The sequence below is a fragment of the Vreelandella nanhaiensis genome (genome assembly GCF_003990185.1).
Lineage (GTDB): Bacteria > Pseudomonadota > Gammaproteobacteria > Pseudomonadales > Halomonadaceae > Vreelandella > Vreelandella nanhaiensis.
In genome coordinates this window covers 217,457-243,080 of record NZ_RZHF01000004.1, presented here as the reverse complement: position 1 = coordinate 243,080, position 25,624 = coordinate 217,457, and the positions used below count along the sequence as shown (strand labels likewise).

Genomic DNA, 25,624 nt, shown 5'->3' with positions numbered 1-25,624 from the left:
CAATTGAGTATAGCGGGTTTTTGCTGCTTTGCAGCAAGGGTGGAATTCGGTGGCTGACTGACAGAGCAGCAGGAATCAAACGCGATAACGGCAGAAATACACATCACCCGCTAAGCTTCAGTCAAGAACACCTCTTTACCCTTGCGAATGGAGTCGCGGATGAGCATTAATGTTGCTGAAATTATGGTCGATACCTTGCAAAACGCGGGAGCCAAACGCTGTTATGGAGTCGTTGGAGATACACTTAATCACTTTACGGACGCGTTACGTCAAAGCGATATTGAGTGGGTCGGCGTACGCCATGAAGAGGTCGGTGGGTTTGCGGCAGGCGGCGAAGCCTATTTAACCCAAGAGCTGGCGCTTTGTGCGGGTTCCTGCGGCCCTGGCAGCCTTCACTTTGTGAATGGATTGTTTGATGCCCACCGAAATGGTGCTCCTGTTGTACTAATCGCCACACAGGTTCCGCTATCGGAAACGGGGGGCAGTTTCCCCCAGGAAGTTGATCAGGTACAGATCTTCAAACAGTACAGCGTGTTTTGTGAAACAGTAGCCTCGCCTGAGCAGGCCCGCCGCATGACAGCGCTTGCCGCGCAAACGGCGTTGGCCAAAGGCGGCGTCGCCGTATTGATTGTGCCGGGCGATGTAATGAGCCAAACGCCGGAAAACCAGCTTGCTTACCGTACACATCGGTTTGAGTACTCCCTGCGCCCAAGCGCAGAAGCGTTTGTACCTGCCGTTACGCAACTTAATAAAGGCGGCAAGATTACCATTTTTGCCGGCTCAGGCTGCCGTGACGCGCGTGAGCAGGTAATAGCGCTTGCCGAAAAACTCCAGGCGCCCATTGCCTGGACATCCCGGGCCAAAGATTTTATCGAACCCGATAATCCTTATCAGGTGGGCATGACCGGTGTTTATGGCCTGGAAGGCGGTTACCACGCCGTTGCCGAATGCGACACATTGTTGATGCTGGGCTGCAATTTCGCTTTTAAACAGTTTTACCCAGAAGATGCTGCCATCATTCAGGTAGATAGCGACCCTGCCCAGATAGGCAAGCGCTACCCGGTCAACGTAGGTATCGTAGGCAGCGTACGTGATACCTGTGAAGCGCTTTGCCAAGTAGTCAAAAATAATCAAAGCCCGCGTTGGTTGGAAAAGTGCCGCAAACATTACGCCATATCATTGCAAAAATCGGCGCATAAAAGCCGCGATGCTGCATTGATTCATCCTCAGGAACTAACCCTGGCAATCGACCGGCTAGCGGCTGATAACGCTCTTTTTACCGCCGATACGGGAAGTGTAAACGTATGGATGCTGCGTCATATACAGGCCAGCGGCCAGCGCCGAACACTGGCCAGCCTGCAGCATGGCACCATGGCCAATGCCTACCCGCAGGCGCTAGGCATTCAACTGGCGTACCCCGAGCGTCAAGTCATTGCGATGTGCGGCGATGGTGGGCTAAGCATGCTGATGGGCGATCTGTTGACGCTGGTACAGCGACGTATCCCGCTAAAAATTGTGGTGTATAACAATTGCTCGCTCAGCTTCGTCGAGCTGGAGCAGAAAGTGGAGGGCCTTTTGGACGCCTACACCGAGCTTCAAAATCCGGACTTTGGCGAAGTGGCCACGGCCATGGGGCTATGGGGCCAGCGGGTTGAACGAGAGGATCAGCTGGAATCGGCCATTAGCCAATGGTTGGCTCAGCCTGGCCCCGCGTTACTGGATGTCGCGGTTAATCCCATGGAGCTTGTAATGCCGCCGAAGGTTGAAGCAGGACAGGTTGCCTCAACCGCGCTGTACTCAGCCAAGGCGGTATTGAGTGGGCGCATGGACGAAGTGGTCCATCTGGTGAAGAGCAACTTCTTGAAACGATAAACTGTTATCTGCAGTTGACTTGTGCGGTGGCCATCGGCGCGGGCAGATGTGTAGAAAAGAAGGAGTAATATGCGTTTACGTGTTTTGTCCGATCTGCATCTTGAGTATTTCGAGGATGGCCGCCCGCTACCGGATATTGACGCTGACGTTGTTATACTGGCAGGGGATATCCATCGCCAGTGCGAAGGGCTTGCCTGGGCACGGACACGCTTCCCATACCAGACGATTCTTTTTGTACCCGGAAACCACGAGTTTTATGGCACCTGCTTGCCTTTGATGCGCGAAGCATTGGCACAGGAGGCCAAGCGACATGCTATTGAGCTATTAGATAATCGTGCAATTACGCTTGATGGCGTGCGCTTTTATGGCACGACTCTGTGGACCGATTTTGCGCTATACGCTGATGATCCTACGAAACATCCTACTCATACCGAGGCCAAAGCATTACGTTACATGCCTGACTTCAAGATTGTGCAAACTTCACCAGGCGTAACGTTTACGCCTCAGGCAAGCCAGCAGCTGCATCAAGAGGCTATTAATTGGTTAGAAAGCGCACTGACAGAGCCTTTTAATGGCCTCAAAGTCGTCATAAGCCACCACGCACCGCTTCAGGCATGCATTCCTGATCAGTATTTAGGTGATGCGCTATCGCCTGCGTTTGCCTCCCACTTGCCGCAACTGATGGGCAAAATGGATCTATGGATTCACGGCCACGTTCATGAACCGGTGGATGTGATCTATCAGGGCACCCGTGTGCTTGCCAACCCTGGCGGCTATCCGGGAGAGTTTGAACCATCACGCTTTAAGCCGGACCTTGTGATTGAGGTTTAGGCTGGCTACAAGTGGTCAGCACTTTAAGAAACGATTAATGTTTACTTAGCGATATCGCGGTAAAAGATAACCCGCTGTTTTTCTTATTTAAAAGATATTAATTGACCGTGAAGCGTTGTCTTAACGTTAGCACTTTGGTCGAAATCCCATGTATTTCGCTTGCACAGCCTCATGGCGTTGATTACTTTCTAATTTGTATGATGTATTACAAATGCTGCTTATTTAAGGTTGAATTACTTATTTGCCTGGGTAAGAAAACGAGAGGGAATCTGTGTGAAGTTTTCCAAACAACAAGTTATACAAGCAGTTGGAGACGGACTGCTGTCATTTCCCATTACCGATTTCGATCAGAATGGAAAGTTTGATGAAAAGAGTTATCGCGACCGCCTGACATGGTTTATCAGCCACGATATTTCTGCCGTATTCGTGGCAGGAGGAACTGGCGAGTTTTTTAACTTAACGCTTGATGAGTATCGTCAGATTGTTCGCGTGGCGGTTGAAGTGGTCGACGGGAAACTGCCGGTCATTGCCAGTGCTGGGCTAAGTGTGGAAGCCGGCAAGGCATTCGCCAATGCCGCTGAAGAAGCCGGTGCTGATGGTATTCTACTGATGCCGCCTTATCTGACCGAGTGCCCTCAGGATGGGTTGATTGAGTATGCCCGGCAGATCTGCGACGCCACGACTATCAACGTTATCTACTACAACCGCGGCAACGGCGTTCTCAACGCTGATTCTGTGCTAACTCTTGCCGATGCCTGCCCGAACCTTATCGGATTGAAAGATGGTAAGGGCGATATCCAGGCGCTTAACAAGATCATTAAAACAGTCGGTGACCGTCTTGTATATGTAGGCGGCGTGCCTACGGCCGAGATTTTTGCTGAAGCGTATCTCTCCATTGGCGTGAATACCTACTCTTCCGCGGTGTTTAACTTTGTTCCGGATATGGCTGTGATGTTCTACAAAGCGTTACGTCAGGGGGATAAAGACACCGTGAAGAAGATTACGACTGATTTCTTTATTCCCTTTATTGATCTGCGTGATCAAAAAGCAGGCTACGCCGTTAGCCTAATTAAAGAGGGTGCAGATATTATCGGCCGCCCGGCAGGTAACGTCCGTGCGCCTTTAACCATGCCGACCCAAGAGCAACGCCAGCAGTTAGAGCGCCTGGTGGGTATAGCGCGTTCTTTCTAAAAGCTGAAAAAACCACACGTAATAATAAGAGGTTTTAAGTGATGAAAACAAAAACTATCCGTCGCCAAGCTCTGTTTGCCCTAACGGGTGCCTCGCTATTAGCCGCTTCTATCTCTGTCCAGGCCGATAACTGGCGGGGGTGGAATATTCACCCTGACGGCTACCCCAACACGGTAGCGCTGGAAGCCTTTGCGGAGGCGGTTAAAGAGCAGACGGAAGGGCGCGTTAATCCGCGCGTTTACAACAATGCCGTGCTGGGTGACCAGTCTGACGCGATTGAGCAGACCCGCAATGGGGCGCTTGATTTTGCCAACTTCAATATGGGGCCCATGGGGCCAATTGTTAAGGAAACGAATGTCTTCTCGCTGCCTTTCCTGTTTACCGATGTAGATCATATGCACACGGTGATGGATGGCGAGATTGGCCAGCGCTTTGCTGATGCATTAGAAGAGAAAGGTCTGGTGGTGCTCTCCTGGTTCGATTCAGGCGCCAGGAGTATTTACAACACCAAGCATCCGATCAACACCCCAGAAGATGTTCAGGGCTTAAAGATCCGAGTCATGAATAACGATCTTTACGTCGAGATGATGGAAGCGCTTGGCGGGAATGCGACGCCAATGGCATATGGTGAGGTCTACCAGAGTTTGACAACCGGTGTTCTGGACGGTGCTGAAAACAACTACCCCTCGTTTGAATCCAGTAACCACTACGAAGCGGCGGAATACTACTCGTTAACCGAGCATTTGATTATTCCCGAGTGCCTGTGTGTTGCTAAAGCCAGCTGGGAGAAATTATCCGAAGAAGACCAGGAAATCGTTCGTGAAGAAGCGATGAAGGCTTCCGCCATGCAGCGTGAGCTGTGGGTCGAAAGTTCTGAAGAGAGTCGTCAGATTATCCTGGACCACGGCGTGGAAATTAATGAAGTAGAAGATAAAGCGGCTTTCCAGGCATTGATGGAGCCGATGTATGAGAACTTTATCGCCAATAACCCGGGCACGGGTGAGTTGATCGAGGAGATCAGGGCCGCTCAATAATTTTCTTGTGACTTCCTTTCGGCGGCTTGATGCCGCCGAAAGATTAAAAGGAAATGTGTCGTGAGTATAGAAATTGAAACACCCAGCAGTAGGAAAAGCACGACAAGAGAAGGCTCTGTAGACCGCGTGTTGGACGGCATGGCTGAGCTATGCGTGCTCTTGGCAGGGATCATGCTGGTCATTCTTATTGCTACTTTCGGTTGGCTGGTCTTCGGGCGTTATGTACTTAACAACACGCCAACCTGGGTAGAGCAAACCTCCCTGGTATTAGTGGTGTATATCACCTGCTTGGGCGCCGCTGCTGGCGTCAGATATCACAGTCACCTGAATATCGACTTTGTTCGTGAGAGCTTTCCGCCTTTTCTGCGCGGATTAATGCGCCATATCTCGGATCTTTTCATTCTTGTATTTGGTGGTTTTATGGCAGCTCAGGGCTGGAAGCTTGTCATGACAAACATGGAAAGGGCCATTCCTATGATTGGTCTCTCTGAAAGCTGGCGTGCAGCCCCTCTGGTGATTTGTGGCGCGCTGATCATGCTGTTTGCAGGGACGGATATAGTGCAACGATTACTGTCTCGAAGCGCTGAGAGGGCATAAGTTATGGGGCTGATGATACTGTTTGGAATTTTCTTTCTCGGCCTTGTCGCAGGGGCGCCGGTCGCTTTTGCCGTTGGGCTGGCCGCTGTGGCTACCTTTATGTATGAAGGGCTGCCGCTGTTTGTCGCTTTTCAGCGCATTCTGTCCGGCATTTCCGTTTTTTCGCTACTGGCGATTCCGTTTTTCATTTTTGCCGGCGAGCTGATGCTTCATGGTGGAATTTCAACCCGGCTTGTTCGCTTGGCCTCCGCTATGGTGGGGAGGATGCGCGGCGGTTTGGGGATGGTCAATATAAGTTCTTCGATGCTGTTTGGCGGCATCTCTGGCTCAGCGGTAGCCGATACGTCTGCCTTGGGCTCGATTCTTATCCCGGTGATGAAAGAGAAGGGATATGACGCTGACTACGCGGTTAACGTCACGGTAACCTCGTCGGTCGCCGGGGTGGTTATCCCTCCCAGCCATAACATGATTCTCTATGCCGTAGCAGCAGGAGGCGGTATTTCCGTTACTCAGCTGTTTATTGCTGGTATCGTTCCCGGCATCTTGATGTGCCTAAGCTTGGCCGTAGCCGCTTATGTTGTTGCCGTTAAGCGTGGTTATAAAGGCGAGGCATTTCCCGGCTGGCAAGCCCTGTTGCTTAGCCTGGTCGCCTCGCTGCCTGGCTTGATGGCAGCCGTCATTATTGTAGGTGGTGTTCTTTCGGGGATCTTAACGGTCACAGAATCCGGGGCCTTCGGCGCCATCTACGCCATTATTGTGACCGGGCTTGTCTACCGTGAGCTTAAATGGTCGTCCTTCAAGGCCGCCGTTATTCAGTCGGTTAAAACTACATCGCTGGTCATGATTCTGGTGGGCTGCGCGTCGGCTTTCTCTTATTTGCTGGCGCTCTATAACGTGCCTGAAATGCTGACCACCGGATTAATGACGATTTCAGACAAGCCCGTGGTTATCTTTCTGATGCTTAACCTGATTCTGCTGGTGTTGGGCATGATCATGGATATGGCGGCGTTAATTCTGATCTGTACACCTATTTTCCTACCGGTCGCCATGCAGTTTGGCATGGACCCTATCCAATTCGGCATCATTTTAATGATGAATCTGGGGCTAGGTTTATGTACCCCGCCGGTAGGCGCGTGCCTGTTTGTGGGCTGCGTGATTGGGAAAATCAAAATTGAACATGCAGTTCGTACCATCTGGCCCTTCTTTCTGGCGCTGTTTGTGGCGCTAATGCTGGTGACTTACATCCCGGCGGTTTCATTAACGCTACCTAGCCTCTTTAGATAACGCCATGACAGGAAAATCAGCCATGAGAATAGAAGCGGTCAAGACTCATATTTTGGATCACAAGCTTGAAACAGCGTTTGAAAGTGCTTCGATGTCATTCACGCGCCGCCAGCATTGTTTAGTCGAAATCATTTGTGAAGACGGCACTGTCGGGTGGGGCGAATGTCTGGGGCCCGCCAAACCCAATGCTGCCATTGTTCAGGTATACGCCCAGGCACTAATCGGCGAAGACCCGCTGCAAACCGAGAAAGTGTGGCTCAACCTTTATAACCGGCTTCGTGATCAGGGGCAGCGCGGGTTAACCATGACCGCCTTGAGTGGTATCGATATCGCGCTGTGGGATATCAAGGGCAAGCACTTCGACGTACCTGTTTCCACGTTGCTTGGCGGGCGGTTCCGTGAATCTGTGCGTGCCTATGCTACCGGTTCGTTTTGCCGTGAGGGCGTTGAGCGTATCAGCGACGTAGCCGCAGAAGTGGCGCGCTATCGTCACGAGGGTTTTCACGCCGTCAAGATCAAGATCGGCTTTGATGTGGAAGAAGACCTGGAAGTGATTGAGGCCGTGCGTGAGTCAATCGGGCCGGATGTGCGCCTTATGATTGATGCCAACCACGGCTACGACTATCTGGAAGCCATCGAAGTAGGCCAGCGTGCGGCAGCGTTTGGTATCGACTGGTTTGAAGAGCCGGTGCTGCCGGAACAGATCGATACCTATGCAGCCGTTCGGGCAGGGCAGCCTATACCAGTGGCTAGCGGTGAGAACTGGCATGGGCGCTACGCCATGCACGAGCCGCTGGCGCGAAGAGCCGTTGATATCGTACAGCCGGATATTTGCGGTGTAGGTGGCTTTAGTGAGATTCGCCGAGTGGCGGATATGGCTGCTATGCATGGCGTAAGGTTAGTGCCCCACGTGTGGGGAACGGCGGTATGCCTGGCGGCCAGCTTACAGTTTATGGCCGCACTTGCGCCCAATCCGCCACGCCGAAAGCCACTTGAACCGATCATGGAATTTGACCGTACTGAAAACCCGTTTCGTCAGGCGGTGGTACAAACGCCCATTGAGCACCGGCAAGGCATAATGACCATTCCGGATGGCCCGGGGCTAGGTATTGAGATTAATCGTGAAGCGCTGAATGCTTATGCGTTAAAAGAGGTATGAAGTATCGGGTTAATTAATAAAGCTGTTAGTTGTAACGCAGCAATTAGTAACTAAATTTTTTATAAGATTAACGCTATTGATTTTTTTAATTATTAGCGCTTTCGTTGCGCCTGCTCTGGTATAGCCTATGGCAGTGTTTCTGGCATAACACCAATTTGCATCATCCACTCTGTTAATAGATATGGCCAGCCTGCAACGGGCTTATTCTTAGCCCCACTGATGCCAAAGCCATGGCCGCCATCACGGAAGATATGCAGCTCAGCCTTCACCCCTGCCTCGTGAAGCGCGCTATAAAAGGCGACGGCGTTGGCGGGCGGCACCGATAGATCGTCATCGGCCAGCACTAGAAATGTTTCAGGTGAATCAGCTGTTACATGCACTTCAGGCGAGCGATCCAGCTTCTGCTGCGATGTAGGGCTATCGCCCAGCAGGGCGGTGCGTGATCCTTCGTGAACATCGTCATCCTGCATTGTCACGACAGGATAAATGAGGGCGATAAAATCTGGCCGGGCCGATATAGTCTGTTCATCCTCACCCACTTCATAAGCTGCCTGATCGTACCTGGTCGCAAGCGACGCTCCCAAGTGACCTGCCGCGGAGAAGCCCAGGAATCCGATTCGTTCAGGATTAAGATCCCATTTTTCTGCATGTCCGCGCACCAGGCGCATTGCACGCTGCGCATCGGCGATAGGTGCATCCGCTCGGTTGGCATGTCCTTCGCCAGGTAGTCGGTAGGTCAGAAGAAAGCTGGTAATGCCGAGCGGTGCCAGCGCCCTGGCGATCTCGATACCTTCCTTGTCTAGGACGACACGCCTATAAGAGCCACCGGGAGCGATAATAATGGAAGTGCCGTTGGGATGCTTCGGAATCCATGCCGTTAGGCTTGGTTCAGCGATGCCTGTTAACGCCCGATCAGGTCGGAACAGGTTCTTGGAGCGCTCTTCCACTAATGGTGCGAGGTCATCGGGCGTTCCCTCGGGTCGCCCGTTCCAAAGCGGCAACACCGCTTCATGCTGTAAAGCATCAGTCATAGCTCCCCCTGCATTCATGCTGCCCCACAAGGCTAACGTCAGCCATATAGCTGAACGTTTTACTCGTTTTGGCATGGTTGATGACTCACATAACATTTCATACAGCAGTATTAAAAAAGAGTGCTTAATGCTAGAGATAGCACTAAGCACTCAACGCTAGTTTTTATTGGTTGAACACTAACCGCTGCAGGGCAAAGGCGCGTTCACGCTGTTCGCTTTCAGTATTGGCTTCCTGCTGAAGCAGCGTCCTGATTCCGGCGAGCGTTTCTTCATCAAAAGGTAGCTCTCTTACTGATGAATTTTCATCTTGAATGAACCAGTTATCATCGCTGATATTGCCATGCACGCTATCACTATAGTCACTGACGTTTTCAAGATGCAGTGAAATATTCCGAGATAGCTGGGCGGGTTCAAGTTGGCCTTCATAGGGGCTTTTACGGACAATATAATTAAATCGTTTATTGTCGATTGCCACGTTGTTATTAATGGTTAACGTGCCGGAATTGAAGTTATCGGTAAAGCCGTCCATTCCATTGTTGAACGAGAGATTACCCTCAACAACGTGAGGGGCAGGCAGGCCCTCTCCGCCCAGCTTGAATCCATTCCCCAAGTTTCCGCCTGTCTGCTGGGTGTTAAAGGTCTGGCCATTTTTGAACGCAATGGAGTTGGTAATGGTAACTGCACCATTGGGACCATCCTCTACCTTGTTGAACAAGTCCCAGCCGTCATCGATATTGTGATGGGAAATGCAGTGGTCAAAAGAATTGCCTTCCCCAATACGCATTTTGGCGGCAAACCCATCCGCATTGATACCTGAGGCGTCTTCATTGTTATAGCTTTCACTATAACGAACCGTATTGTGGCTTGCCCAAAGCGCCCTCCCAATATTATCAGGAGAGGTAATCTGGAAACCCGTGTCTGGAGCGCTATGCGTAACGATATGCTCAAACAGGTTATGGCTGCCATGCACGATCAAACGTTCGCCCGCAACCTCTAAATGATCCAGATGCCAGTAATGGGCGTTATGTGAAACCATTCCGGTAAAACGCACATCGCCACCTTCTCCGGTTAAACGCTTCAATTTACCCGGAGAGCCGCTGGCAGTGAGGGGGATTTCAATAGCCTCGTACTCACCGCTTGCCAAGTAAATGGTTCCGCCTGGCGCCACTTGAGCTATGGCAGATGCCAGGTCTAGTGGCTGCGCTTGATCACCGGCATGATTGGGGCGCCCATCAGGTGTCACATGAATATTATAAGGGTCGGCCAGCGTTACAGGTTCAATCGTAAGTTGCTGGCTGTGCTCCTCACCATTGTGCTCTTCACTGCCTTGGCCTTCTGATGGGTGAAACGACACCACCACATCGGTGGGGGCGGTAATCTCAAGCGCAAACTGGAAGAGATCGCCGGCTTCAACTGCCTGTTTTTCTGCCAGAGGCTGGCCTGCCTGAGTAATACTGAACTCACCGGGCTGGTTGGCAATCGCTTGAAGCGTGTAATCCGGTACGCTGGTTACTTCTGACGATGCCAATGACCACACCAGCGGGGGCATAGATGCTTCATAGGCAATATCGTCTCTAGTATCAGCATCGCTCAGCTCAAGGTGAATATCCGTAACGTTCAAACGTGCGTTACGCGCAGCAAAGAAGCCTACATACTGGTGATCGGGGTCTTGCACCTCTACCAGGTTGGCAGGGGCATCGCTCAATTCCTTGACGTAGCTTTCCTGCTCGCTATCGACGGTTACCGTAAAGTTTTCATCGGTGCGAGTCAGGGTCATACGGTATTGATATTGGGTACCGTGAGGGACGCCTTGGGCGTAGTCCTGTTTGCTCAATAAATTACCCGGATTACCCCACGGGTCGTTTATGCCTTCACGGTATACCGCCGCTACATTAGCCATCCCGTCATTTTCACGCGTATGGGAATGCAGCAGGTTCATAACGATGTTGGATGCCGCCGGAAACTCTTCGTGCCCTAGCGGTTGAGGGTTGGCGCGAGGGGCACCCATAATATCGCGCACCATCATGCCTGCGCCTTCCTGACGATTGGGTGTCGCACCTGTTTCGGGGCCCAGCTGTTCCAATATCAGCGTGGCAGAAAGCGTGAAATTTATATCGGTGGGGAGCGTTGTGTAGTAAAACGTGCCGCCTTCATGGGAATTGGCTAGCTTTCCACCGCGGCTTTCAATCGTAATGTTATCGAGTAAAGCGCCTGACGAGACAGGCTGGCCGTTGCTGGTAACTTCGTTGGTGCCTATTTTTTCAGGGAGAATGGTAGATCCAAAATTCAGGTCGGTGGACTGTCCAAAGGTAATACTCTGCCAGGTAAGTTCGTGCGCATCATCTGCAAGTGCCAGGGAGGTACCGAAGGTAGGCGCGATAACTGTTAATGCAAGCGTCGCTATTTTTTTCATGGCTAAACCTTATTTTCATTATGATTATTCAAGCGAGTCTGCCACCTGTTGAGGCAGAAAGAGTAAATAGGAATATAATAGTTTTAAAGATAATACATAGTATGTTTTATATCAGAAATTGGCTAAAAGTATTACGGCCTTGCTTAAAAGCTACAGGGCTAACTAGTGGATTTGCCTATAGCATTTCAATCCAATCGGGGCTTTGGCCCACAGCAAGGCGGTTAATGAATTGTAGGTATCCGGTTTCAGCATCAATACGATAGCTCGAAATATGATGTGAGAATTGGCCCGCTGCTACGAGGTAGTTACCATCAGGTGTAATAGCAAACCCCCGGGGGCGATTTTCCGTAGAGAAAAGTTTTTCAAATCGAATGTTTCCATTTGGCTCAACCTTGAATAAGTGCAAGGCCGAAGTTGCCTTTTCGGAAGCGTAAAGGAAGCGCGCATCAGGCGTGATATGAATATCTGCTGCTTGAAAGTTGTCCTCCTGATCAGGCAAGTAGGCCGTTTGAACAAGGGTTAACCCTGAAGCGTTATAATGTACAGCGTTAATGGCGCCGTTTTTTTCGCCAATAATATACGCAATAGGTTGGGTTGGATGATAAGCGATATGTCTTGGTCCGGTTCCCTCTAAGAGCTGTAGCTGATCGATACTCTCCAAGGGGAGAGGGGCTTTATCATTTGCTGTGGAAGACAGCCATTTCCATTGATATATAACGTCTTTACCCAGACCAGTAGCCAGTACTGTTGTGTTATCGGGACTCATGGAGAGCATGTGGGCATTGGGGATGTCGCGAATATGCTGGACTGGCTCACCAATACAACGGTTTTCCCGTACTGGGAAAGTGGCCGCATGGTGGTCGATAAAAGAAGCGCTTAATAAATAGCGATCATCGACGCTTGTCTGAATGTAGGCCAGGTTAGTTTCAATGGGTGTGTTGCCAATATGCTGTAAGCGGCCCTGTGCACCAATATTATAAGCCGCAATAAAAAAGGGGGTTCCCCTGGAAACGGCGTACAGCGTATTGCGGTCACGGGATATAGTAAGCGGCATTGCGCCACCTGGTTTCTGCAAACCGGGTAGTTGCTCATGAGTACAATACTCGAGTTCACCTGTAGCTACTGATAGGTTAATGGTATAAAGCTCTCCGCTTAATGCACACCCAACATATAACGTTTGATTTTTATCGCTCATTTGAGCTCCTTAGTTTGCGGTTTTAGTAACCGAAGTTTAGATTAAACTCATATTTATATATTTAATATAAGCGTTACTGATACGTTTTATCGCATTCATACCATTGTCTATATTGTTGTCGGCCATGGATGTCTCTAGTATCAAACATATTATGTATGATCTTAAGAATCCATTACAAATGCAGGAGCCTGCTACCTGCGGGAGGCCCAAGCACCATGAAAATTGAATCCATATCTGTAGACGTGATCCGCTATGAATCGAAACTAGCTCGAGACAGTGCCGGCCACGCGCATGCTGGTAAACCTAGCGAAGCGCAAATTGCCATGCTGAGTATTACAGCCGAAAACGGCGTTCAGGGGCATGCCTTTGCACCTCAAGAGCTAATTCGGCCGTATATTGTGGAGCAATATTTCAAGAAAGCAGCGCTAGGCAAGCCGGTGCATGCTCGCGAATTAATTTGGCAGGATCTCTGGCTTCGCCAGCGGGGCAGCGGGGCGCAGCTAACCGATAGAGCCATGGCCATTCTGGACCAAGCCTTATGGGACCTGGCCGGGCGTCAACTTGATGTGCCTGTCTATCAGTTGCTGGGTGGAGCGCGCAGCAAGGTAAAGGCATATGCCAGCACCATGTGTGGCGATGAAACGCCAGGCGGGCTTTCAACGCCTGATGAATACGCACAGTTTGCAGAGCAATTGGTCGCTCGTGGTTATAAAGGGATCAAGCTGCACACCTGGATGCCCCCGGTCAGCTTTGCACCGAGTGTTGAAATGGATATTCGCGCCTGTGAAGCGGTACGCGAGGCGGTGGGAGCGGATATTGCCCTGATGTTGGATGGGTATCATTGGTACAACCGCACAGACGCCCTCAAGATCGGGCGGGCTCTTTCTCGTCTGGATTTTGCCTGGTTTGAGGAGCCGATGCCGGAAGACTCCATGGAGTCATACCGTTGGCTTACTCAACAGGTAGACGTGCCCGTTATTGGTCCTGAAACCATCGCTGGTAAACACTATAGCCGTGCCAGCTGGGTTCAGCATAACGCCTGCGACATCTTGCGGGCAGGGGTTGCCAACGGTGGCGGTATTACACCCTGTTTAAAAGTGGCCCATTTGGCTGAAGCCTTCGGTATGGATTGTGAAATCCATGGTAACGGTGCGGCTAATCTCGCCGTGGTAGGCGCCATCACAAACTGCCAGTGGTATGAGCGCGGCCTGCTTCATCCTCATATGGAGTACGACGAAGCGCCTGCTTATCTCAATGATATTGCGGATGAAATGGATGCTGACGGTTATGTCCACATGCCGGAGCGGCCTGGATTGGGCGAAAGCATAAATTTTGAGTACATCAAAAATAATACGCTGGAGAGTTACTAATCGGCTTCGGTAACCAGTTTGCTTAAGAGCGTCTGTTTCTAAACGCCAGCTTTATAACTATTCGGCTAAGCCGATGTTCCAACAATAAAGAATAAGGAGTTGTTATGAGTATTGATGTTTGGGTAATACTAATTTACCTGGTCTTTCTGATGGTAATTGGTTGGGTCTTCAAAAACTTCAACACTAATACCAGCGATTATTTCCGGGGTGGCGGTAATATGTTGTGGTGGCTGGTGGGTTCCACTGCTTTTATGACCCAGTTCTCAGCCTGGACATTTACAGGGGCAGCCTCTCAGGCGTATGTAAGTGGCTTTGCAATCATTTTTCTTTTTATGGCCAATGCCGCCGGCTATTTCCTGAATTATGTCTACTTTGCGCCCCGGTTCCGTCAGCTGCGCGTGGTAACTGCCGCAGAAGCTTTGAAGATGCGTTTTGGCAAGCCCAGTGAGCAAACGTTTATCTGGTTTAGCATGTTCGATGGCTTGGTTTCTGCCGCTACATGGCTAAGTGCCTTGGCGATTATTACCTCAGCTGTATTCAACGTGCCTCTTGAAACGGTTATTTTGCTTACGGGTATCGCCGTGGTGGCAATGTCGGTAACCGGTGGTGCCTGGGCCGTTGTAGCCTCTGATTATGTGCAGATGCTGATCATCATGTCGGTTACCTTTGTCTGCTTCTTTGTGGCTTGGGGTAATACGGAAAGTGTCGGTAGCATTATCTCAAGCTACGATGGCGAATTCCTGACCGGTAGTGGCTACGGTTATGCATGGTTGTTTGGTTTCTGGGTATTCATGTTAATCATTAAGCAAATATTCATGATGAATAATACGCTTAATGGCTACCGTTACATGTGTGCTAAAAACAGTAAAAATGCTCGTTATGGCGCGCTCTTTACACTTTGCCTTGCCTTGATTGGTCCCATTGTATGGTTCTTCCCTGCATGGTTCATGCACGCCTACAGCCCTGACTTCATGGAAAGCTTCTCTTCACTAGGTGCCAAGGCCAATGAAGCGGTATTTGTTGCCTTCGTCAGTGAATACATGCCCGCCGGTATGCTTGGGCTTCTAATGGCCGCCATGTTTGCTGCCAGCATGTCATCAATGGACTCAGGCTTGAATCGAAACGCAGGCTTCTTCGTACGCAATTTCTATCTGCCTATCATTAAGCCCCATGCTACCGAACAAGAAATGCTGCGTGTTTCGCGGTTTGTGACCCTTAGTTTCGGTGCCATCATTATTGGTATCAGCTTGTTTATTAACTCGCTGAAAAGCATGAGCCTGTTTGAGATCCTGTTAACGGCAAGTGCCTTGATCACCTTCCCGATTACCATTCCTGCCATGCTGGGTATGATTATCCGCAAGACGCCAGATTGGTCAGGGTGGGGAACGCTCGTTGTTGGCTGTATGGTTTCTTATACGGTTGGCGCTTGGCTGAGCCCGGAACTTGTCAATAATATGTTGGGAATGGATATCACGGCTCGTGAGTGGTCCGATTTTCGTGTCTCACTTGCCATCGGTGCACACGTGGTAATAACCGGCGGCTTCTTCTTGCTCAGTACACTTTTCTATAAACCCGAAGCGCAATCTACTGAACGTGCGGCTGAGCGTCAGGAAATGTGGCAGCGTTGGGAAACGCCAGTAGAGAGCACTGAAGCGGATCCTGCAGCAGATGCGATTGATTATGGCCAGAAGATCATTCTAGGGCGCTTAATTCTGATTGGCAGCGTCATGGTCATGGGATTGTCGTTACTCCCCAACTCGGCTAATGGCCGCCTGATTATGCTGCTTTGCGGTGCTTTAATAATGATCCCTGCGGTTCTGATGCTTCTTTCTGCACGTTCCAGCAAGCGGGCAATGCAGATAGCCAGTAATAACCCTCAAGTGGCTTATAAGTAATTCACCCCTACAAGCACTCTTATTATGAAATATGTGAGAGTGCTTAAAATAAACATAATACGTTATAAGTATTATGTGAGATGAAGATAGGGTTTAGGTTTTAGAACCCTAACGACTAGCGCTAGAAAATAAATATTAAATCAAAAAGGCTATTTTTATGAAAAACAAAAAACTCTTAACGGGAGTAGCAACGCTGGCTACTTTATTTAGTGGTTTTGCTTATGCAGGGTCAACCACTATTGCAACAAAGTATGAGCAAACCTTTCGCGAAAACCAGGATTACAAAGTCAAATTCGGCGTCGGACATGTGTTCGACAATAATATGTCACTCGCATTTGAGCACCAGCGTCGTTGGAGAGACGAAATCAGTGGCTCGCCGGAATTGGCCGAGAACCTGTTTGGGATTGGCTATTCTTACACACTGGATGAGGCAAAACGCTGGTCGCTTCAGCCCAAGCTTGAGTATAAGTTCAATCCTGGTTCGGAAACGGCTCGCCCCATGCTGAGGCTAAATTATAAAGTCAACGATGCTTGGCGAGTAGGTGCTCGCTATCGTTACGAGTATCAAACCTTTAGGGAAGGGGGCGGAGTACGATCACGTGTTAATCGTTTTGATGGCTATATAAGCTACGCGTTAACCGAGCAGATCGGGCTGGCCTGGAATACCAGTTATGCCTATGTGCTGGGTGACTCTGGCAGTATGTATACTGGCGAAGATGATCGATGGGAGCATGAGCTGAGCGTTGGGTATCGAATCAATGCGGCAAATGCCCTTGCAGTGACTTACAAGCGTAAGGATGAAACTCGCGAAGGGGCTACTTACAATGCTGGCAGGCACAATGATGCTGTTCAGCTAACATACAGTTTCAAATTTTAAACATAAATCTCAATAGTGATAGAGGCCGGATCATTTATATTTGCCAGATTGATATTGATCCAGCCTCTACTTCCCCTTATAGTTGTGTGATGTATTACAACGAGACATGATACAGGAATAATTTTATGCATTTTTCACGCGAAAACACGTTGGCTTCTATTTCAAATGGCTTGTTGTCTTTTCCAATTACGGATTTCGACAGCCAAGGGCGCTTTGACCGAGAGAGCTATCAGGATCGACTAAAGTGGTTTGTAAGCCATGAAATTTCCGCTGTCTTTGTTGCTGGTGGAACGGGTGAGTTCTTCAGCCTGTCGATGGAAGATTTCCGCGACGTGGTGACGACGGCAGTCGAAACCATAGGTGGTCAACTGCCTATTATTGCCAGCGCAGGCCAAAGTGTTGAGATGGCGAAGGTGCAGGCCAAAATTGCTGAAGAGGCCGGAGCTGACGGCATTCTCTTGATGCCTCCTTATCTGACGGAGTGCCCTCAGGACGGTTTGGTCGACTATGCACGTGAAGTATGTAACAGCACGTCCATCAACGTTATCTACTACAACCGTGGTAACGGCATTATGAATGCCGAGTCGGTTCAGCAGCTAGCCGATGCTTGTCCAAACCTGATCGGTCTTAAAGATGGTAAAGGCGATATTCAGGCGCTGAACAAGATTGTTAAAACCGTCGGCGATCGTCTGGCGTACATTGGAGGCGTACCTACCGCTGAGATTTTCGCTGAAGCCTACTTGTCGATCGGCGTTAATACGTACTCGTCTGCAGTGTTTAATTTTGTGCCGGCTATGGCGTCAACGTTTTATAAAGCGTTGCGTGCAGGCGAGCATAAAACCGTAAAGACGATTACCCGGGATTTCTTTATTCCGTTTGTTGATCTACGCGACCAGAAAAAAGGCTATGCCGTTAGCTTGATCAAGCTGGGCGCTGACATTATCGGCAAGCCTGCAGGTAAGGTGCGTGCGCCGCTGGTTATGCCCTCAGAGTCAGAGCGTAATCAGTTAAGCGATTTGATTAATGTGGCCAAACAATATTAAAGGCCGCTACAGCAGCAATCTTTATACAAGTCATTCGGAGGCATGATGTCGATTCCAGAAAACACCCGTCCGTTAACTGGGCCAGCCCCGCGTTTCAAAGCGCCTGCGGGGGCAACAGATTGCCATGCTCATGTTTTTCTACCCGGTTTTGAGGCTCAAGAGGGCGGGCCACAAATTGCTGAACTGGCCACTGTAGACAACTATCGCCAGTTACAGCAGTGGCTAGGGTTGGAGCGTGTGGTTATTACACAGCCGAATGCCTACCAAACCAACAACGCTGCTCTGGTCGAAGCGTTAGAGCAGTTTGGCCCTGAGGTAGCTCGCGCCATAGCGGTCATTACGCCGAATACCCCGCAGAGTGAGCTTGAGCGGTTACATGAGAAGGGCGTACGTGGCGCTCGTATCATGCAGTTGCCAGGCGGTGCGGTAGGCATTGATCGTATGTTGGCTGTGGAAGATGTCATCCAGGATATGGGGTGGCATCTGATGGTCCAGTTCAACGGCCGCGATCTGTCTGACTACTATGAAGAGCTGCAAAAGATTAAAGGGCATTACATTATTGATCATATCGGTAAGTTCATTGCCCCAGTGCCTGCCGATGACCAGCGTGTTGACGACATACTACGCTTGATCGATAAGGGTAACGCATGGTTCAAGATCTGTGGCGCTTATGAAACCAGCTTGACTGGCGGGCCAGATTACTCAGATGTATCGCCTATTGCCAAACGAGTCATCCAACATGCGCCGGATCGGATTATCTGGGGGTCCAACTGGCCCCATGTTGGCGTTAATCGGGCGCAGTACCCAAGCGATGCTGAACAGCTGGACATCCTGTTGGATTGGGCTGATTCAGGAACCCAAAAGAAAATATTGGTAGACAACCCGGAATTTCTCTACGGTTTCTAAATATAAACAGGTCGTTATTAACTATTTGATATCTAGCAACTATAAGATGAGAAGGAGAAGGGTATGTTGAATAAATTACTTGTGACCGGTGCAGCCGGCGGTGTGGGCAAAGCGATTCGCCCTTACTTACAAAAACTTGCCAAGAATGTTCGCCTTTCCGATATTTCAGATATCGAAGATCCGGCTTCTCATGAAGAAGTGATGGTTTGTGACCTGGCCGATTATGAAGGCGTGAAGGCACTGGTAGACGGCTGTGACGGTATCATTCACTTAGGCGGCGTCTCTGTTGAAAAGCCTTGGGAAGGCATTTTACAGTCAAATATTATTGGCACTTATAATCTTTATGAAGCGGCGCGTCATTTGAATAAGCCCCGCATCATCTTTGCCAGCTCGAATCACACCATTGGCTTTTACGAGCGCACCCAGAAAATTGATACTCGGGTGCCGCGCCGTCCTGATTCTATCTACGGTCTTTCAAAGTGTTTTGGCGAAGACCTGGCAAGCCTCTACTTCGATAAATTTGGTATTGAAACGCTAAGTATTCGAATCGGCTCCTGTTTCCCCAAACCAGCTGATGCTCGCATGCTGGCCACCTGGCTTCACGTCGAGGATCTGATGGGGCTGTTCGAGCGCGGGTTCCAGGCGCCCAAACTGGGTAATACCGTAATTTATGGGGCGTCGGACAACGCTGAACAGTGGTGGGACAATCAGCTGGTTTCGTTTCTGGGTTGGAAGCCCCGCCATAGCTCTGAGCAGTGGCGGGAGGAAATTGAATCACGGGGTAACTTAGTTGACCCTAACTCGCCAGAAGTAGTCTATCAGGGTGGAAAGTTCGCCGCTTCAGGCCATCCAGATGACTGATCGTCATATGTATGATTAAAAAAAACAACAGATGCTATATAGTACCAAGCATTACGGAGGGCGTTAAACAAGCCTGAAACTTTGATCTCAGTGAGAGTTGGTTAAGCATGAATAGTCTTGGCATAAAACCTTTAGTGCATGGTGGCAGCTTGTCGCGGCAGGTCTCCCAGCAGTTGGAAAGCATTATTGCACGCCAGGAAATTCCGGTAGGTGACAAGCTCCCTCCTGAGGGAGCGTTGTGTGACATGTTTGGTGTTAGCCGTACGGTCATACGTGAAGCCATCACTCACCTAAAGTCACAAGGGCTTGTGGAAACCCGTCGCGGGATCGGAACACGTGTACTGCGCTCAGTTCCTGAACATAAGAATCCTGAAAAGAAAATTCAGCTAAGCACGATCGAGGACATCTTAAATATTCTTGAGCTACGTCTCACTATTGAGCCGGAAGTAGCGGCATTAGCGGCCAGCAGGCATGATGAGCAAGACAAGCAACGCTTGGTAGAACTCCATCAGAAGTTCCTTCAAGCCTGCAAACAAACCACGCAGGCGCGTGATGAAGATCTTGCCTTTCATGCCGCAATTGCTCAGGCAACGCATAACCCGGCATTCGTCACTATTTATGAACAGTGGGATGTCGGCGCTATACCTCGCGCAAAGTTGATGTCTGTGGAGTCGGGCTCGCAAACGACTTATCAGTATCTGGAAAAAGTGAGTCAAGAACACGCTGATATTCTCGAGGCGATTTTGGCACGCGATTCAAAGGCAGCAAATGCCGCCATGTATCAACATCTGAACCGGGCATACAAAACGTATTATTCATATAAGTAGGTGCGTTTGATGGTGGCGCCCTACGCGAATCTACTAGGAGAGATCGACCATGGCACTGGAAGGCAAACTCTTAATCGGTCAGCAGGCTGTCACCGGCACACACGCTAATATCCAAGCCACCAACCCGTCAACGGGTGAGCTGCTTGAGCCGGTTTACGTAGGTGGCGATCGAAGCCACGTTGAACAGGCAACCCAGCTCGCCTGGGATGCGTTTGATACCTATCGCGAAACTTCACTAGAAGTACGTGCTACCTTTCTTGAAACCATTGCCAATGAGATCGAAGCGATTGGCGACGAGCTGATTGAGCGTGCCATGGCGGAATCCGGTCTTCCGCAAGCGCGTCTTGCCGGTGAGCGCGGCAGAACCTGTGGCCAGTTACGCTTATTTGCATCGGTAGTGCGCGCTGGCGAGTGGCTGGATGTACGTATCGACCCCGCCATGCCGGATCGTCAGCCGCTGCCGCGTGCTGATTTACGCCAGCGCCATATCGCGTTGGGGCCGGTGGCCGTGTTTGGTGCCAGCAACTTCCCGTTAGCATTCTCAGTGGCCGGGGGCGATACCGCCTCTGCGCTGGCAGCGGGTTGCCCGGTAATCGTGAAGGGCCATTCCGCGCACCCCGGCACATCGGAGCTGGTGGGCCGGGCGATCCAAAAAGCAGTGAAAGCCTGCAACCTGCCGGAAGGCGTGTTCTCGCTGCTGTTTGGCTCGGGTAATGAAATTGGTCAGGCGCTGGTCACCGACCCGCGTATTCAGGCGGTAGGTTTCACCGGCTCACGCAGCGGCGGTACGGCGCTGATGCAGGCGGCTCAAAATCGCCCTCAGCCTATTCCGGTTTACGCCGAGATGAGCAGCATCAACCCGGTCTTTTTGCTCCCCGAAGCTTTGAAAGCCAATAGTCAGGCGCTGGGCGAGGCATTCGTTGGCTCACTCAATATGGGGGCTGGCCAATTCTGCACTAGCCCCGGTTTGGTGATTGCGGTGAAAGGTCCGGATCTGGATTCCTTTATTCAGTCGGCGCAAAAAGCGGTGCAGGGCAGCGGCGCGCAAACCATGCTGACACCGGGCATCCATGAGGCCTATCAAAAAGGGGTCTCCGCGCTGAGCAGTGAAGCCAACGTGCGTGAAATCGCGCGTGGGGAAACCGGGAGCGGCAGTTACCAGTGCCAAACCGGCCTGTTTGCCACATCAGCCAGTGATTTTCTTGCCTCAGAAGTGATGCAGGAAGAAGTGTTTGGTGCAAGCTCACTGATCATCGAGTGTCAGGATATGGCCGAAGTGAAGCGTGTCGCCGAGCAGTTGGAAGGCCAGCTAACCGCGACACTCCATATGACGGATGGGGATGTAGATACCGCGAAGGGCTTGATCCCTACGCTGGAACGTAAAGCAGGGCGTATTCTTGCCAATGGCTGGCCAACAGGCGTTGAGGTAGGTCACGCCATGGTACACGGCGGGCCTTACCCTTCAACGTCGGATAGCCGCACTACTTCGGTAGGCACCGCCGCGATCAAGCGCTTCCTGCGCCCGGTATGCTATCAGTCACTGCCCGAGGTACTACTGCCCGAAGCGCTAAAAGAAGCGAATCCCTTGAAGGTAAGCCGATTGGTTGATGGCAAGCGCGAAGCCTGATCCCATTTGACGCCGTGTTGGTAAGAGAATAGCCAGCGCTATTAGCCACCGATGGCCATTAATCAGTTAAGACCCAAAGCAGGTAAGCAATTACCTGCTTTTTTAATAAGTGCGTATCCAATAAATAGAATGCGCAGGAGCTGATCATGAATGAAGAGATTACTATTTCCCTGAAAGACGCTGAATCCCTAAGCCTTAAGGTGCTTCAACATAATGGTTATAGCCAGGTACATGCCGAGGCTATCACCCGCAACGTCCTGGCCGCACAGCGCGATGAGTGCCATTCCCATGGCCTTTATCGCCTGATCGGCTGTGTTAACACGGCACGAAATGGCGGGGTAGATACGCACGCTATGCCAGAAGTTATTGACCAAGCGCCAGGGGTTGTCAGGGTCAATGCCCATCAAGGCTGTTCTCTGCTCTCTTTTGAAATGGGCAAGAAACCACTGATTGAAAAAGCTAACCAGACCGGAATCGCGGCGCTTGCAATCAATAACAGTTTTCACTTTTCAGCGCTGTGGCCTGAAGTAGAGGCGCTTTCAAGCGAAGGGTTGATCGGCATTGCCATGACCCCAAGCCATGCGTTTGTCGCACCAGCGGGTGGCACCAAGCCGTTACTAGGCACAAACCCTATCGCTTTTTCCTGGCCGCGGCCGGGCGGCACACCCTATACGTTTGATTTTGCGACCAGTGTAGTGGCACGCGGCGAAATTGAGCTGCACAAGCGTGCCGGGAAAACGATTCCCTCGAATTGGGCGATGGACGATAAAGGCAATGCCACTACCGACCCGGCAGCGGCGCTCGCGGGCGCCATGCTAACCTTTGGCGGGTACAAGGGCTCAGCGCTTTCTACCATGATTGAACTGTTGGCCGGGCCGCTGATTGGTGATGTATTGGGCCATGAAACCCAGGCCGCCAACGAGCAGAAAACCGGTAAGCCGTTTCATGGCGAGCTGATTATCGCTATATCGCCAGCGGTATTTATGGGAGAGCAAGCTACCCATCACCTTCAGCACGCAGAAGTGCTGTTTGATAATATTCTGGGCCAGGGTGCTCGGTTACCTTCACAGCGCCGCTTCGAGGCTCGCGAACACAGCTTGCGCTATGGCGTAACGCTACCTAAAGCACTTTATGATGAGCTTAAAGCGTTAACGCATTAACCGTGAAAGGCTGCCAACAACGCTTATGCTGGGTTCACTGAATGCCTCACAGGAACGAACGCTAAATGAAGATAATCCCAGCTAACGGTGGGTTGAATGCTTGAGATTGCTGCCATCATTACGCCTATCTTTTTATTGATCGGTGTTGGCTTTATGGCCATGCGGCTTAGCATTCTCAGTTACGAGCAGATGCAGGGAGTGGGTCGGTTTGTGCTGTATATTGCACTCCCCGCACTTTTAATCCGCGCCATTACCCAAAATCCTCTGGAAGAAGTTTTCAATGTCACCTATCTGCTGGCCTACGGGCTAGGGTCCTTGGGTGTTTTTGGATTAGCGCTTGGGTACACCGTCATGCTTAAAAAACAGCCGCTGACCACAGGAAGTATCAGCGCGCTGGGGATGTCGGTATCTAATAGCGCTTTTAGCGGCTACCCGGTCGCGGTGATGATTATCGGCCCGCCTGCGGCTAATTTTCTTGCCCTGAACATGCTTATCGAGAATCTATTGATTATCCCGCTGGCGCTTATTCTGGCGGAAGCAGGCTCACAAGCCGGGCGTGGGGTTATGAAGTCACTGCAGAAAACGCTCAAGCAATTGGCTAAAAACCCCATTTTGATTGGCCTGTTTATCGGCGTATTGATCGCCATTACCGATATACACCTGCCCAAGCCGGTGACCCAGGCCATTGATATGCTGGCAACCGCGGCCGGCCCTGCCGCACTGTTTGCGATTGGCGGTACGCTTTACGGTCTTAAAATACGTGGCGTAATGGGGGAGGTGAGCCAGATCGTCACGGGTAAGCTCGTTATTCATCCGCTGGGCGTATTGATCTGCATGTGGCTTATTGCGGATAACGACGCGCTGCTGACAGCAGGTGCCTTACTGTTTGCCAGCGCGCCTATGGCAAGTATCTACCCGTTGCTTGGCCAACGTTACGGTATGGGGAATGTAGCGGCAGGGACCTTGATGGCTGGCACGCTCATGTCCTTTGTCACCATTAGCGTTATTGTCGGCTTGATGACCTATTTTGACGTGTTGGCATAACTGCGATTAGCTTCAATAAACGCCTTGGCCCTCGGGTCCTGCATATAGGCCACGTTAAGGCGTAGCCAGGGTGTTGTCGCATTATCGGGTAAGAATAGATGGCTCGGCGATAGCATAATTTCATAGCGCTGTGCGGTTGCCTTGAGCGTTTCATCATCTGTGGGTGGCTTGGCCCATAGGAACATACCGCCCGCCGGTTCAGTAAAAACCTCCCATCCCGCCTTTTTCAGCAAGGTAAGTGCTATGGCCATTTGGTTGGAAAGTCTGGTTCTTAGCCGCTCAATCAGTTTTCGGTAGCTACCGTTTTGCAGCAACGTAACCAATACCTGTTCTGAAAACAGGGAAGCGGAAATGCTGGTCAGCATTTTGATATCTACCAGGCGTTGTACTAAATCCGGGGGAGAGGCGATAAAACCAACGCGAAGTGACGAAGAGAGGGTTTTCGAAAAGCTGGCCAGATAGATGACGCGCTTAAGCCCATCAAGTGCTGCTAATCGCGTGGTTGGGGTATGCTGAAAATCAGCATAAATATCGTCTTCAATAATCTTAAAATCATACCGTTCAGCAAGCTGTAAAACGCGGTGCGCAATTGCAGGCGTTAATGTACTGCCGGTGGGATTATGGTAAACACTATTGATATAGAAAAGCTTTGGCCGGTGTTGGGCTAACAACGCTTCCAAACGTTCGATATCAGGTCCATCGGCTAAGCGGGGAACGCCCACCACGTGGATACGCTGCAAATGAAGGAGTCCAAAAAGGTTGTAATAACCGGGTGATTCCACAAAGACAACGTCGCCGGGCTCAAGTAGCAACCGTACTAACAGGTCTAGAGAATGACTACCGCTGTTGGTCGTAACGATCTGTTGTGCATCGGTTGTAATAGCAAGCGGGCGCAGGCGCTCTTGTATCAGGCGGCGTAAGGTTAAAAGCCCTTGTGGCGTACTGTATTCAAAAATTCCTGAGCGGCTGTTACGGGCAACTTGACGAATCGCGTAGGTAAGGTCGTCGCTCTCGCGCCAATCATTGGGTAACCATCCACAGCCTAGTTTAAGCGTGTGTTCTTCAGCGCTGAAAAGCCCCCATAATCCATTGGTGACCTCCTGTAGCGGGTTAAAAGTGGGCTGTTTGTTGGCTTGTACGGCGACCCTATCCGTTACATAGAAGCCTGAACCGGGTTTTGAACGAATTAAACCTGCCGACACTAACCGTTCATAGGCATCGATTACCGCATTGCGGCTGATGTTATGTGTCGCTGCCAAGCGGCGTATCGACGGTAAACGACGGCCGCCGCCGTTATGTCGAATCCACTGACGAAGGCCCTCTTCTAACTGTTGTGCCACAGGGGTGGCCGCGTGCCGGTCGACCTGGAATTTCATAAGAGTCCTTATTGCCCTCAACTGTTCTTCA

The 25,624-nt window shown here is 50.7% G+C and carries 21 protein-coding genes; 17 read left to right on the top strand and 4 right to left on the bottom strand.

The genetic code is table 11. The features are described 5' to 3' along the window. The first annotated feature begins 159 nt into the window (after positions 1 to 159). The 7 genes from ELY38_RS01510 to ELY38_RS01480 all read left to right on the top strand — a co-directional run bounded on the left by ELY38_RS01510 (position 160) and on the right by ELY38_RS01480 (position 7,968). On the top strand, positions 160 to 1,872 hold the full coding sequence (locus tag ELY38_RS01510) for a thiamine pyrophosphate-dependent enzyme (protein WP_127059756.1): 1,713 nt from the start codon (positions 160 to 162) through the stop codon (positions 1,870 to 1,872). A gap of 69 nt (positions 1,873 to 1,941) precedes the next feature. Next, positions 1,942 to 2,703: a metallophosphoesterase gene (locus tag ELY38_RS01505; RefSeq protein ID WP_127059755.1), complete on the top strand. Its 762-nt coding sequence runs from the start codon at positions 1,942 to 1,944 to the stop codon at positions 2,701 to 2,703. Between the two features lie 273 nt (positions 2,704 to 2,976). Then, on the top strand, positions 2,977 to 3,894 hold the full coding sequence (gene kdgD, locus ELY38_RS01500) for a 5-dehydro-4-deoxyglucarate dehydratase (RefSeq protein WP_127059754.1): 918 nt from the start codon (positions 2,977 to 2,979) through the stop codon (positions 3,892 to 3,894). Positions 3,895 to 3,935: 41 nt separating this feature from the next. Beyond that, positions 3,936 to 4,928, top strand: a complete 993-nt coding sequence (locus ELY38_RS01495; RefSeq protein WP_127059753.1) for a TRAP transporter substrate-binding protein — start codon at positions 3,936 to 3,938, stop codon at positions 4,926 to 4,928. 60 nt (positions 4,929 to 4,988) lie between these two features. Continuing rightward, positions 4,989 to 5,525: a TRAP transporter small permease gene (locus ELY38_RS01490; RefSeq protein ID WP_127059752.1), complete on the top strand. Its 537-nt coding sequence runs from the start codon at positions 4,989 to 4,991 to the stop codon at positions 5,523 to 5,525. 3 nt (positions 5,526 to 5,528) lie between these two features. Then, positions 5,529 to 6,809: a TRAP transporter large permease gene (locus ELY38_RS01485; RefSeq protein WP_127059751.1), complete on the top strand. Its 1,281-nt coding sequence runs from the start codon at positions 5,529 to 5,531 to the stop codon at positions 6,807 to 6,809. A gap of 22 nt (positions 6,810 to 6,831) precedes the next feature. Then, a complete protein-coding gene (locus ELY38_RS01480; protein ID WP_127059750.1) occupies positions 6,832 to 7,968 on the top strand; it encodes a mandelate racemase/muconate lactonizing enzyme family protein in 1,137 nt (378 codons plus the stop codon). A 125-nt stretch (positions 7,969 to 8,093) separates the two neighbouring features. On the opposite strand, the gene ELY38_RS01475 is transcribed toward ELY38_RS01480, so the two are convergent. From ELY38_RS01475 to ELY38_RS01465, 3 genes are all read right to left on the bottom strand, one after another. Then, positions 8,094 to 8,999, bottom strand: coding sequence for an alpha/beta hydrolase (locus tag ELY38_RS01475; RefSeq protein WP_127059749.1), 906 nt, complete (start codon positions 8,997 to 8,999; stop codon positions 8,094 to 8,096). 163 nt (positions 9,000 to 9,162) lie between these two features. After that, positions 9,163 to 11,412, bottom strand: a complete 2,250-nt coding sequence (locus tag ELY38_RS01470) for a right-handed parallel beta-helix repeat-containing protein (protein WP_127059748.1) — start codon at positions 11,410 to 11,412, stop codon at positions 9,163 to 9,165. Positions 11,413 to 11,587: 175 nt separating this feature from the next. Continuing rightward, complete coding sequence (locus ELY38_RS01465) at positions 11,588 to 12,607, bottom strand: lactonase family protein (RefSeq protein ID WP_127059747.1); 1,020 nt, start codon at positions 12,605 to 12,607, stop codon at positions 11,588 to 11,590. A 215-nt stretch (positions 12,608 to 12,822) separates the two neighbouring features. On the opposite strand from ELY38_RS01465, the gene ELY38_RS01460 reads away from it, so the two are divergent. The 10 genes from ELY38_RS01460 (at position 12,823) to ELY38_RS01415 (ending at position 24,217) form a co-directional block, all read left to right on the top strand. Beyond that, the gene (locus ELY38_RS01460; RefSeq protein WP_127059746.1) at positions 12,823 to 13,977 is read left to right on the top strand and encodes a mandelate racemase family protein; all 1,155 of its coding nucleotides are present in this window, start codon (positions 12,823 to 12,825) and stop codon (positions 13,975 to 13,977) included. Positions 13,978 to 14,081: 104 nt separating this feature from the next. Next, a complete protein-coding gene (locus ELY38_RS01455; protein WP_127059745.1) occupies positions 14,082 to 15,872 on the top strand; it encodes a sodium:solute symporter family transporter in 1,791 nt (596 codons plus the stop codon). 157 nt (positions 15,873 to 16,029) lie between these two features. Then, positions 16,030 to 16,749: an oligogalacturonate-specific porin KdgM family protein gene (locus tag ELY38_RS01450; RefSeq protein WP_127059744.1), complete on the top strand. Its 720-nt coding sequence runs from the start codon at positions 16,030 to 16,032 to the stop codon at positions 16,747 to 16,749. Positions 16,750 to 16,874: 125 nt separating this feature from the next. Further along, positions 16,875 to 17,792: a 5-dehydro-4-deoxyglucarate dehydratase gene (kdgD, locus tag ELY38_RS01445; protein ID WP_127059743.1), complete on the top strand. Its 918-nt coding sequence runs from the start codon at positions 16,875 to 16,877 to the stop codon at positions 17,790 to 17,792. A gap of 45 nt (positions 17,793 to 17,837) precedes the next feature. Beyond that, entirely contained in the window at positions 17,838 to 18,698 is an 861-nt protein-coding gene (locus tag ELY38_RS01440; RefSeq protein WP_127060132.1) for an amidohydrolase family protein, read from the top strand. A gap of 63 nt (positions 18,699 to 18,761) precedes the next feature. Next, entirely contained in the window at positions 18,762 to 19,559 is a 798-nt protein-coding gene (locus tag ELY38_RS01435) for an NAD-dependent epimerase/dehydratase family protein (protein WP_127059742.1), read from the top strand. A gap of 107 nt (positions 19,560 to 19,666) precedes the next feature. Beyond that, the gene (locus ELY38_RS01430; protein ID WP_127059741.1) at positions 19,667 to 20,386 is read left to right on the top strand and encodes a FadR/GntR family transcriptional regulator; all 720 of its coding nucleotides are present in this window, start codon (positions 19,667 to 19,669) and stop codon (positions 20,384 to 20,386) included. A gap of 49 nt (positions 20,387 to 20,435) precedes the next feature. Then, positions 20,436 to 22,013, top strand: coding sequence for an aldehyde dehydrogenase (NADP(+)) (locus tag ELY38_RS01425; RefSeq protein WP_127059740.1), 1,578 nt, complete (start codon positions 20,436 to 20,438; stop codon positions 22,011 to 22,013). A 146-nt stretch (positions 22,014 to 22,159) separates the two neighbouring features. Continuing rightward, entirely contained in the window at positions 22,160 to 23,173 is a 1,014-nt protein-coding gene (locus ELY38_RS01420; protein ID WP_127059739.1) for an Ldh family oxidoreductase, read from the top strand. A gap of 96 nt (positions 23,174 to 23,269) precedes the next feature. Next, positions 23,270 to 24,217, top strand: a complete 948-nt coding sequence (locus ELY38_RS01415; protein WP_127059738.1) for an AEC family transporter — start codon at positions 23,270 to 23,272, stop codon at positions 24,215 to 24,217. On the opposite strand, the gene ELY38_RS01410 is transcribed toward ELY38_RS01415, so the two are convergent. Next, positions 24,196 to 25,593 (bottom strand): aminotransferase-like domain-containing protein, encoded by a 1,398-nt coding sequence (locus ELY38_RS01410; RefSeq protein WP_127059737.1) that lies wholly within the window; start codon positions 25,591 to 25,593, stop codon positions 24,196 to 24,198. The two genes, ELY38_RS01415 and ELY38_RS01410, sit on opposite strands and share 22 nt — an antisense overlap. Positions 25,594 to 25,624: the final 31 nt, after the last annotated feature.